10 protein-coding genes are annotated in these 10,629 nt (G+C 72.7%); 5 read left to right on the forward strand and 5 right to left on the reverse strand.

The window, feature by feature from the left end; genetic code table 11:
• The first annotated feature begins 390 nt into the window (after positions 1-390).
• Positions 391-1,200 (forward strand): DUF2267 domain-containing protein, encoded by an 810-nt coding sequence (locus HF519_RS16780; RefSeq protein ID WP_169413895.1) that lies wholly within the window; start codon positions 391-393, stop codon positions 1,198-1,200.
• 45 nt (positions 1,201-1,245) lie between these two features.
• Here the strand turns inward: HF519_RS16780 and HF519_RS16785 are convergent, their stop codons facing one another.
• Positions 1,246-1,893: a hypothetical protein gene (locus HF519_RS16785; protein WP_169413896.1), complete on the reverse strand. Its 648-nt coding sequence runs from the start codon at positions 1,891-1,893 to the stop codon at positions 1,246-1,248.
• Positions 1,894-2,078: 185 nt separating this feature from the next.
• The gene (locus HF519_RS32940; protein WP_169413897.1) at positions 2,079-3,095 is read right to left on the reverse strand and encodes a CobW family GTP-binding protein; all 1,017 of its coding nucleotides are present in this window, start codon (positions 3,093-3,095) and stop codon (positions 2,079-2,081) included.
• Positions 3,096-3,161: 66 nt separating this feature from the next.
• Between HF519_RS32940 and HF519_RS16795 the strand changes: the two genes are divergently transcribed.
• The 4 genes from HF519_RS16795 (at position 3,162) to HF519_RS16810 (ending at position 6,322) form a co-directional block, all read left to right on the forward strand.
• A complete protein-coding gene (locus HF519_RS16795; protein ID WP_169413898.1) occupies positions 3,162-3,605 on the forward strand; it encodes an SRPBCC family protein in 444 nt (147 codons plus the stop codon).
• A 98-nt stretch (positions 3,606-3,703) separates the two neighbouring features.
• Entirely contained in the window at positions 3,704-4,708 is a 1,005-nt protein-coding gene (locus HF519_RS16800) for a carbohydrate kinase family protein (protein WP_169413899.1), read from the forward strand.
• Between the two features lie 379 nt (positions 4,709-5,087).
• Complete coding sequence (locus HF519_RS16805; protein WP_169413900.1) at positions 5,088-5,513, forward strand: cupin domain-containing protein; 426 nt, start codon at positions 5,088-5,090, stop codon at positions 5,511-5,513.
• On the forward strand, positions 5,510-6,322 hold the full coding sequence (locus tag HF519_RS16810) for an alpha/beta hydrolase (protein WP_312860154.1): 813 nt from the start codon (positions 5,510-5,512) through the stop codon (positions 6,320-6,322). The genes HF519_RS16805 and HF519_RS16810 overlap by 4 nt, the downstream gene beginning before the upstream one ends.
• Before the next feature lie 340 nt (positions 6,323-6,662).
• Here HF519_RS16810 and HF519_RS16815 read toward each other — a convergent pair whose 3' ends face one another.
• The 3 genes from HF519_RS16815 to HF519_RS16825 all read right to left on the reverse strand — a co-directional run.
• Positions 6,663-7,682, reverse strand: coding sequence for a PHP domain-containing protein (locus tag HF519_RS16815; RefSeq protein ID WP_169413901.1), 1,020 nt, complete (start codon positions 7,680-7,682; stop codon positions 6,663-6,665).
• 209 nt (positions 7,683-7,891) lie between these two features.
• A complete protein-coding gene (locus HF519_RS16820) occupies positions 7,892-9,433 on the reverse strand; it encodes a CYTH and CHAD domain-containing protein (protein ID WP_169413902.1) in 1,542 nt (513 codons plus the stop codon).
• A gap of 47 nt (positions 9,434-9,480) precedes the next feature.
• The coding region (locus HF519_RS16825; RefSeq protein ID WP_169413903.1) for an AMP-binding protein at positions 9,481-10,629 on the reverse strand (1,149 nt) is incomplete at its 5' end.

Below are 10,629 nucleotides of genomic sequence, written 5' to 3' on the forward strand. Positions count from 1 at the left end.
TCCCAGCAGAATTCCGGGCATCTCGATCCACCGTGGCCAGCGCGCTCCGGTCACCCATGAGCCACGCGACGATGCCGGTTCACCGGCGACGAGGTGGCAGGAGGCCGAACATGCCCGGCGAGCTCGTTCGATCCTCGGGCGGCCCGATCTCGCGCGGCGCCATCGTGGACCACGATTTCATCCGGTTCGGTCACACCACGTACCTCGCAGGGCTCGAAACGGTGCCGCGGGCGAAGAAGCCGGATCTCGGCGAGGTCGTCATGATCTCGCCATGCTCGTTCAGCCGGTGGAGCGCGGCCCCGGCGCCCCAAACAAGTCCACCCTCGCCGCATCAACGGCCCCGTCCGGGGCACCTACAACCACCAGCGGCATCGGAAGCCGAGGAGTGGCATGGACTACCAGGACTTCATCACGATCGTCCAGCAGGTGGCGGGCATCGCGGATGAGCAGGCCGAACGCGTCGTCTGCCCCGCTCTGCAGACGCTGGCGCAGCGCATCTCGAAAGGCGAGGCGGCCGACCTCGCCGGGCGGGTTCCCGACCGACTGCGTTCGTGCCTGCAGCACGAAGGGCCCCGGTCGAAGATCAGCCTCGACGAATTCCTCCAGCGCATCGAGCAGGAGGCCGCGACAGACCGGCCGGCGGCCGAGAAGATCGCCCGCGGGATGTTCGCCGCGCTGTGGAGCGCCGTGGGTGCCAAGGAGTTCTTCGACATGCGCTCGGAGCTGCCCGAGGACTTCCAGCCGCTGCTCGACGAAGCAGTGGACCTCGCCACGAAACCGCCCCTCTACGACGAGCTACCACCGGCGCGGATGTCGGCGCAGGAGTTCCTCGATCGCGTCGCCCGCCGCGGCCTCGGTCCCGAGCACGCGCGGCCGGCGGCCGAGACCGTGCTCGAGACCCTTGCCATGCGGATCACCGGTGGACAGGTCGAGGACCTGATCCCGCTGGTACCCAGGGAGCTGCGACCGGCGTTGCGCCGGGGGATGAGCCGTAGCGAGGCCCGTGGCATGTCGATGTCGCTGGACGAGTTCCTGGAGGAGATCGCCCGGCGGGAACGGGTCACGAAGGACGAGGCCCTGCGGCACGCCCGGATCGTGTTCGCCGTTCTGCACGAGACGATCGGCGACAAGGAGTTCAACGACGTCGTCGCGCAGCTCCCCAACGAGTACCGGGCCCTGTTGCTGCAGGAGTTCGCCTGACGCGGAAGGCCGCGCCGGAACCATCCGGGGCGACCGGACGGCAGGTCACGCCGCTCGTGCGGAGGTTCCCCCGAGAGGGCGGTGCCCGGGGCTCGACCTGTCACGCTCCGCGGCCGCCGCGGCGATCTCGGCGAGCGCGCCCTCGACGGCCCCGAGCTGGTCACCGACGCCGCCGTCCGCCACCTCGTCGTGGAGACCACGGACGGCCGACCACAGCATCCTCGGCACCGACCGCTGCCGGTCGACCGCCCCCGACGACCACGCCCTGGTGGCCGCGATGGTCTCCGCCGTCTCGCACAACCGCCAGGCGGCCGAGCCGCGGTCACGCACGTCGATCGAGAACTCCGAGCTACCGGTCCGCTGCCGGTAGCGCCGCTCCGGGCTGTTGACCAGATGGATCCCGCCGATCAGCATCCCGGCCACGACCACGCCCGCCGGGAGGCCGAGGACGAACCACATCGCCATCCAGCCCCAGCCACCGCCGCCGAGGGTGACCGCCATGGCGACGGCGCAGGCGAGGACGACACCGATGGTGGTACCGGCGGGGAGCCGGTTGTAGACCAATGTGCCCCGGTCGTCGATCGAGTACTGGGTTCCCTCGACGAGCTCCGGATCGAAGACCCGGTATCCGTCGGCGGTGCGGATCAGCGTCGGCAGGCGGAGCGCCGGGGCGCCCTTGACGAACTCTTCCATCGGTCCTTGCTCTGTCTCGCGTCATGCTCGACCGGTCCGGTCGGCGCCCCGGCAGGGGTCACACCGCGATCATCGCGGCGCGGGGAGGTGAGCGTTACCGGTTACGACGTGTCACGCCACGACTGCGATCCAGATCACGTTTAGGCCGTGCATGCGCACGCCTACCGGGTCCGATGCCGGTTCCTTCAGCCCTCGAACGAGTACCGCAGCACCGCCAGCATGGCGTCCGGATCGGCCGGTCCGGTCCGGACACAAGCGCGCAGGGCGGCAACGAGACGGGCCGGCTCGACACCGGATCCGATCAGCACGAGCTGGGTCCTGCGGGGCTCGCCGCGCCTCCACCCGGAGCGGTCGAACCGCAGATAGCGACCCACCGCGTGCAGGGTGAACCGCTGCCGGTACCTGGAGTCTCCGAAGTGGACGAAACCCTTGATCCGATAGACGCCGCCGGGGCGGGAGTCGAGGAACTCGACGAACCGGCGCGGATCGAGGGGTTCATCGGTGACGAACTCGACGCTCTCGTAGCCGGCGTGCAGGTGGCCGGCGTGGTCGCCGTCGTCGTGGTGATCGCGCGCCTGGCCGAGCATCAGCTGCCGGCCCGCGACGGTCCGGATGTCGAACAGCAGGCGCGGATCGACCACCCCGTGCCGGGTCGACACCACGGGAGCACGGTCGTTCACCCGCCGGCACAGCGCCAGCGCCCGCTCGTGGGCGGCGGCGTCCACCCGGTCGATCTTGTTCAGCACGAGCAGGTCAGCGAGAGCCAGATGCCTGTCGAGCTCGGGGTGGCGGGCCCGGGTGTCCTCCACCTCCGCGGCGTCGACGACCTCGACCAGCCCACCGAACGTGATCCGCGGGTTCTCGCAGCTCAGCACGAGCTGGACCAGCGTGCCCGGCTCGGCGATCCCGCTGGCCTCGACGACGATCACATCGATCTCGGCATCTGCATCCGCAAGCTGGTCGAGCAGCGCCGCGACCCCGCCCTCGCCGACCTCGCAGCACAGGCAGCCGTTGCCCAACGACACCATCGCATCGGCCTGCCCGCCGACCAGCATTGCGTCGATCCCGATACTGCCGAAGTCGTTGACGATGACACCGATGCGCACGTCCAGGCTGTTCGCGAGCAGGTGGTTCAGCAACGTGGTCTTACCGGAGCCGAGAAACCCGGCAAGGACGACGACCGGGATCTTCCTGCCCTTCACGGCAAACACCTATCACGATGCCCGCCCACCGATCATCGCGCCGGGTCCGGGCGGCAGGATGGCGGCATGGCTCAGGTAACCGCCAGTGCGGAACGTGTCGTCAACGCCCCGGCCGACCGGGTGCGCGCGGCCGTCGCCGACTACGAGACGACCCGTCCCACGATCCTCACCGAGCACTACAGCGACTACGCCGTTCGCAGCGGCGGCCAGGGCGCCGGCACGACGGTGCACTGGAAGCTCAGCGCCACCCAGAAGCGGGTGCGCGACGTGCTGGCCGAGGTCACCCAGCCGGCCCCGGACCAGCTGGTCGAGCGCGACATGAACTCGAGCATGGTCACGACCTGGACGGTGACCCCCGCAGGTGACGCCGCCAGCACCGTCACCATCACCACGAGGTGGAACGGCGCCGGCGGCATCGGCGGCTTCTTCGAGCGCGCCTTCGCCCCCAAGGGCCTCAAGCGGATCTACGACGGGGTACTGGCCAACCTCGACGCAGCCGTCCGCGGCTAGCGGTCGCGCCCCCGGCCGTCCAGCATGGTCACCGGTCCCACGACGAGGAGGAACCGGGCGATGATCGAGCTGAGCACGGCGACGGCGGCGGTCCGGCGATGACGGATCCCGGCGGAATCCCCGGAGTCGTCGCGGTCGCCGGCGAGGCATTGGTCGACGTCGTGCCGGCACCCGTCGGCGGCTACTTCGAACTGGCACCCGGCGGGAGCCCGGCGAACGTCGCCGTCGGACTGGCCCGGCTCGGGGTCCCGGCCCGGCTGCTCGCCCGGATCGCCGACGACCTGCTCGGCCGCAGACTGCGCGCGCATCTGGAGGGCAACGGGGTCGATCTCGGACACGTCGTCGCGGCCGCGGAACCGACGTCGCTGGCACTGGTGTCGGTCGGACCCGACGGCGGGGCCAGTTACGACTTCCGGATCAGCGGCACGGCCGACTGGCAATGGACGGCCGCCGAACTGGCCGACGCCCTCGATCCGGGCGTGCTCGGTGCGGTGCTCGCGGTGCACTCCGGCTCGCTGGCACTGACCATGCCGCCCGGAGCGGCCGCGTTACGCGAGCTCCTGGCACGCGCCAGACCGACCGCCACGATCAGCTACGACCCGAACTGCCGGCCGTTGCTCATGGGCGACCCGGCCGACGTGCTGGTCGGGGTTCATGAGCTGCTGGCGATCGCCGACGTGGTCAAAGTCAGCGCCGAGGACCTGCACTGGCTGCTCCCGGGCGCGACCCCGGAAGCGGTGGTCGAGGACTGGCTGGGCCGCGGGCCGGCGATCGTCGCCGTCACCCTGGGCGCGGACGGCGTCGTGGCCGGAAGCGGCTCGGGGTTCCGGGCCCGGCGGTCCGGGCGGCCGGTGGAGGTGGTGGACACGGTCGGCGCCGGCGACACCTTCTCTGCCGCACTGCTCGCCGGATTGCACCGCAGAGGTCTGCTCGGCGCGGCCGCGCGGCCCGCCCTGCGAGCGATCGACGCCGCCACCCTCGAGGCCGTGCTGGACGGCGCCGTCGCCGCCGCCGCGATCACCTGCTCGCGCCGGGGGGCGGACCCTCCGACCGCTGCCGAACTGGCCACCGGCGAAGGCGCGGCGCGGGCCGCCGGCGCCTGACGCCGCCGGTTGGATGTGCGCGGTGAGCGGCGTCCGAGCACCACTCACCGCGCACGGGGGTTCGTGAGCGGCGGCCGACGGCCCCAGATCCTTTCGCCGCCCGCCGCTCACGAGCTATGGAGACGGGTGCGCGCCCGTCGTGGCCGGGCCGGCGGACGGGGACGTGACCAGCCTGCACACAACCGTCACCCCCGTCACTCCTGTCTCAGCCGCGTCCCCATTTCACCGCAGATCGTGAGCGAGACCGAGATCAACAACCCGTTCGAGTGCCACCCCAACGAGATCACACTCGGCAGCATCGCGCGGTTCGGCAGCACTCCGTGATCATTCCGCGTCACCCGGAGTGTCGGTCTCGGACCTCAACCGCGACACTCAGCGGGTGGACACGCCCCCACTCGCGACCGCACTCCACCTGGTCAGTCACCCCGAGGGCGGCTGGTATCGGCGCACCTGGACATCGCCGGTCCTGATCGACACCGACTACGGACCGCGACCCAGCGCCACGGCGATCCTCTACCTGCTCGACGGGGAGTCACGGTGGCACCGGGTGCGCTCGACCGAGCTGTGGCTCTGGCACGGCGGGTCGTCGGTCGCCCTGTCACTCGGCGGTCCTGGACCGACCCCGGCGCCGGGCAGCGTGCACCGGCTCGGCCCCACCGGTGCCGCGCCACCGTCGCTCCCCCAGCTCGAAGTGCCGGCCGGCCAGTGGCAGACGGCCCGGCTCCTCGGCGACGAGCCTGCGCTGGTCAGCTGCGTGGTCTCGCCGGGTTTCGACTTCGCCGACTTCGAGTTGGCCCAACCGTGAGCCCGGCACTGCGCGTCGCGCTGATCACCGGCGTCGTCATCGCGGTCGTGACCGCACTGGCGTGGGGGTTCCAGCGACGGTTGATCTACCTGCCCGGCGGGGACGTGCCGCCCGTGGCCACGGTGCTGCCCGGCGCACGCGAGGTCGCCGTGGAGACCGAGGACGGGCTGACACTGCGCGCCTGGCTGCTGCCGGCAAGCGGCCCGGACCGGGACCGGACCGTGCTGTTCGCACCCGGCAACGCCGGCACCCGTGCCGACCGCGCTCCCCTGGCACAGCGTCTGGCCGCCGACGGGTACGGCGTGCTGCTGCTGGACTACCGCGGTTACGGCGGCAACCCGGGCAGCCCGACCGAGGAGGGCCTCGCCGCAGACGCACGGGCGGCGCACCGGTACCTGGTCGACCATCATGGCCTCGCGCCCGAGCAGGTGCTGCTGCTCGGCGAGAGCCTGGGCGCGGCGGTGGCGACCCGGCTGGCCACCGAACGACCCGTGGGCGGTCTCGTGCTGCGCAGCCCGTTCACGAGCCTGGCCGACGTCGCGGTACTGCACTACCCGTTCCTGCCCGTGCGTGCGCTGCTGCGGGATCGCTACGAGGTGCGGGAACGACTCCGCGACGTGCGGGTGCCCGTCGCGGTGGTGCTCGGTGAGCACGACGAGATCGTCCCGGCCGAGCAGAGCCGCGCGGTGGCGTCGGCGGCGCCCTCGCCCCGCGGCACGCTGGAGGTCCGGGGAGCCGGCCACAACGATCCGCGGCTCGGCGGCGGCGAGGCGCTCGTCTCCGCCGTGCGCGCCGTCAGCGGCGGCTGATCGAAGCTGTCGATCAGCCGAGCGGGTGCCGAGGGACGACGCCGAGCAGGGATCAGGCACGACCCCGCCCGGCTCCCCCGTCTCAGCCGCGTCCCAGCCACCGGAGCCCCTCCCACCCGCGAGTCGCGGTAGTTCCGCCCGCGAGTCGCGGTAGTTCCGCCCGCGAGTCGCGGTCATTTCGCGCGCGAGTCGCGGTCATTTCGCGCGCGAGTCGCGGTCATTTCGCGCGCGAGTCGGGGTGATACCAGCCGCGAGTCGCTCGTCCCGGTTCTGCACGTCCCCCGCGCACCGGCTCGTCGATGTCCGGTTCAAGTCCGATATCACGCGACCTGGGGCGTTCTCACCGCCTGCCGAGCACCCGTTCCACCGGCCAGGTGTTGATCACCCGATCCGCCGGGACCCCGCAGGCCACAGCCCGGGAGACGCCGTAGTCGAGCCAGTCGAGCTGGCCGGGGGCGTGCGCGTCGGTGTCGATGGTGAACTCACACCCGGCCTCCACGGCGAGGCGCAACAACCGCTTGGGCGGATCGAGCCGCTCCGGCCGCGAGTTCACCTCGACGGCCACGCCGTACTCCGCGCACGCCTCGAAGACGGCGTTCGCATCGAACTCCGACTCCGGGCGCTTGCGCTTGCCGGTGACCATCCGGCCGGTGCAGTGCCCCAGCACGTCGACGTTCGGGTTGGCGATGGCAGCGAGCATCCGCTCGGTCATGTCACCGGCCGGCATTCGCAGCTTGGAATGGACGCTCGCGACCACGACGTCCAGCGCGGCGAGCAGATCCTCGTCCTGGTCGAGCGCACCGTCGTCGAGGATGTCGACCTCGATCCCGGTGAGCACCCGGAACCCGTCGGCCAACTCGGCGTTGAGCTCGGCGATCTGCTCGACCTGCGCCCGCAGGCGCTCCGCGGACAACCCGTTCGCGACGGTCAGCCGTGGTGAGTGGTCGGTGATCACCAGGTACTCATGGCCGAGCTCACGGGCCGTGTCCACCATCTCCCGCAGCGGTGAGCCCCCGTCGGAGGCGTCGGTGTGGCTGTGGCAGTCGCCGCGCAACGCGGCCCGCAGCTCGCTCGCCGCCTCGTCGAGCGGCGTGCCCTCGGTGGCCTCCAGGCGACGCAGGTAGACCGGGGGCTCGCCGGCGATCGACTCCGCGACGCACCGTGCCGTCACCTCCCCGACCCCACGGAGCCGGACCAGCTCGCCGGATCTCGTGAGAGCGGCTATCTCGTCGGCCTTCTTCCCGCGCAGGACCGCGGCCGCCGTGCGGAAAGCACGAACCCGGTAGGTCGACTCGTGGGCACGTTCGAGCAGGAACGCGATGCGCCGCAGGTCGTCCACCGGGTCTCGGGGGTCGGTCACGGACGTGATCGTGCCACCGTTCCCTCGCCGGGGCACGGCGCCGGACGGCTCGGGCACTCGTTGATGGCCCACGTCTCGGAGATGAGTAGCGGTCCGGCGGAGGCGGGGCCGAGATCCGCGCAGATACCGCGACTCGTGCGCATGAAGACCGCGACTCGCGGACGGCGGGAGCGCGACTCGCGGACGGGGAGACCCCGACTCGCGGGGTCTCAGCGGAGCCAGCGGCGGTTCTTCTTCGCCCAGGCCGAACGCCAGAGCTCGGGGAGGTCTGTCTCGATCCGGTGGGCTACCGCCTCGTCCCGGCCGTAGAGCAGCCCGAAGGCGAAGCCGTTCTCCCCCGCGGCGTGGGCCTGGGCACCCAGGTCACGCAAGGCCCCGCGCGACACGACGGTGTCCTGGTGCTCGCCGAGAGCCTTCTGCATCCCCTTGAGCCCGCGGCCGAAGCGCTTCGCCTCGGCGCCCACCGCGGGCCGCGCCACCTCTGTGGCGTACCGCAACCGCTTGCCCCGCTTCCGCACGGTATGGATGGCGGCATCCCGGTTCGGCGCATCGGCCTCGAACGCCTCCCGGACCGCCCGTTCCATCTTGCGCGCGCTCCGCGAGGCCAGCCGCGGCAGCTCCTTCGCAGCCGGCCGAGCGGCCTTGCGGGTGAGGGGCGGGTCCGCGAGCAGTTCGTCGATGGCGACCCGGAGCGTCGCGTACCGCTCGCCGTCGAGCTCGGCCAGCACGGCAGCCCGTGCCTCCGCCTCCCCCCGGGCGAAGTGCCGGGCCACCCGGGCGCGGACCGGTCCGAGGACGAGATCGGGATCGGTCCGGTCGAGCCGGTCGGTGATCCGCTCACGGAGGACCTCCGCGTCGCGGGCGGGTGCGAGCGCACGGCCGAGCCAGCGCAGCTCCCCGATCAGCCAGCGGGCGCGGGAACGTTCGACGAGCGGGCGGTAGGCCTGCACGGCGCTGCGCAGCCGCCGGGCGCCGACCCGTAGCTGGTGCACGGCGTCCGGCTCGTCCCGGCGGGCCCGCAGGTCCTGCTCGGCGATCCGGTCGGCCTGGGCACCGATGTAGTCCATCAGCACCGCACCGGCCGACCCCTTCTTCCCGGTCCGCCGGCGCCGGGCCGGCGCGGGCCGGAGCGCCCGGTCCAGCGCCCCGTCGGCGCCGGGCGCCGCGGGGACGGCGCCGATCGCGCGGGCCCGCTCGCGCAGCTCGTCGAGCAGGGCGTCGTCGCCACCGGCACGGCGCACGCCGATCTCACCCCAGGTGTCCAGGCTCGTCGAGCGGCCGAGCGTCGCGACCGTCACCTCGTCCTGCACCACCTCGGCCAGCAACCGGCCGGCCCCACCGAGCAGCCGCGTGGTCACCCGGACGATCCGGATCCGGCCGACCGGGCGGACCGGGCGGTCGCGTCGCACCCCGCGCAGCAGCTCGTCGAACCCGGCAGGCGGCCCGTCGGGAGTCACGCCCTCCACATCGGGCAGCACGGCCGGGACACGGAGCAGCTCCGTGTCGTCGCCGTCGGGCAGCCGCAGCCGCCACTGCGCCGAGGTGTCGTCGCGGTGCAACACGAGTTCGATCCCGGCCGTGGCGAGACGCAGATCGTCGGTGTCCCAGCGCTCGGTCTCCAGGACCTGCGGCGGCTCCGTGGCCACGGTCTTCACCCCGGGCAGTCCGGCGAGCCGGGGCGAACCGGCCGCGGCCGGTCCGCGGTAGGTGATCGCCGGGCCCGTCGCTGTCGTGTTCGCCGTGTCCGCCATGGCACCGATTGCCCATCCCGGGCCGCCGTTAACCGCAGGGACCGGCCTCAGCGGGGCAGTCGGGCCTTCTGCACCTTGCCCATGTCGTTGCGCGGCAACGAGTCGACGAACCGCACCTCACGCGGGCGCTTGTGCGGCGCGAGCAGGCCGGTCACGTGGTCGATCAGCTCTCCGGCCGGCGGCGCGTCCCCGGCCGGAACGACGAAAGCGACGATCCGTTCACCGAGATCCTCGTCGGGGACCCCGATCACGGCCGCCTCGGCGACGCCCTGATGTTCCAGCAGCGCGTTCTCGATCTCCCCGGCACCGATCTTGTAGCCGCCGGACTTGATCAGGTCGGTGGATTTCCGGCCGACCAGGGCGAGCGCGCCCGACTCCGTCCACCGTCCGATGTCGCCGGTGGCGAACCAGCCGTCGGGAGTGCGGGCGGCCTCGGTCGCATCCGGCCGGTTGAGGTAGCCGGAGAACAGGCCGGGTCCGCGGACCTCGACCGCGCCCAGGGCCTCGTCACCGGCGGCGTCGGGCAGCGGAGCGAGCCGGACCTCGGTGCCGGGCACCGGCCGTCCGACCGTTCCGGGCTCCGGATCGGAGTCGGCGCGGGCCGCGGTGAGGATGAGCGTCTCGGTGAGCCCGTAGCGTTCCCGGACGGCGAGCCCGGTCGCCTTCTCGATCCGGGCGTGGTCGACGGCGGTGAGTGCGGCCGAACCGGAGACCAGCAGCCGGGCCCGGCCGATCGTCGCGGCCGGCTCCGGGTCGCCGGCGAGCTCGTCGGCGAGCCGGTGGTACTGGGTGGGGACGCCGAACACCATGGTCGCGCCCGCGTCGACGGCCGCGGCCAGCCCGGCCGCGTCGAGTCCGCCGAGATGGTGCAGGGAGCCACCGCGGCGCAGCGGCCCGAGCACGCCGAGCACGAGGCCGTGGACGTGGAACAGCGGCAGCGCGTGGGCCAGCCGGTCGGCGCCGGTCCAGGCCCAGGCGTCGGCCAGCGCGTCGAGGTTGGCCGCGATCGCACCCCGGGAGAGCACCGCGCCCTTGGGCGCGCCCGTCGTCCCCGAGGTGTAGACGATCAAGGCGGGCGCGTCCGCGGGTGGCTCGGGCTCGTCGATCCCACGACTCGGGCTCCCGGAAACCCCGACTCGCGCACCGGAGGACCCCGACTCGCGGGGGTGGGGGTGGACGTCGATGCGGGGCAGGGC

The organism is Pseudonocardia bannensis (assembly GCF_012911875.1).
Taxonomy (GTDB): domain Bacteria; phylum Actinomycetota; class Actinomycetes; order Mycobacteriales; family Pseudonocardiaceae; genus Pseudonocardia; species Pseudonocardia bannensis.

Excerpts from the sequence above, each read along its gene's own strand:
- HF519_RS16780 (WP_169413895.1), top strand. The coding sequence starts at position 391 with ATGGACTACCAGGACTTCATCACGATCGTCCAGCAGGTGGCGGGCATC.
- HF519_RS16785 (WP_169413896.1), bottom strand. The coding sequence starts at position 1,893 with ATGGAAGAGTTCGTCAAGGGCGCCCCGGCGCTCCGCCTGCCGACGCTG.
- HF519_RS16795 (WP_169413898.1), top strand. The coding sequence starts at position 3,162 with ATGGCTCAGGTAACCGCCAGTGCGGAACGTGTCGTCAACGCCCCGGCC.
- HF519_RS16800 (WP_169413899.1), top strand. The coding sequence starts at position 3,704 with ATGACGGATCCCGGCGGAATCCCCGGAGTCGTCGCGGTCGCCGGCGAG.
- HF519_RS16820 (WP_169413902.1), bottom strand. The coding sequence starts at position 9,433 with ATGGCGGACACGGCGAACACGACAGCGACGGGCCCGGCGATCACCTAC.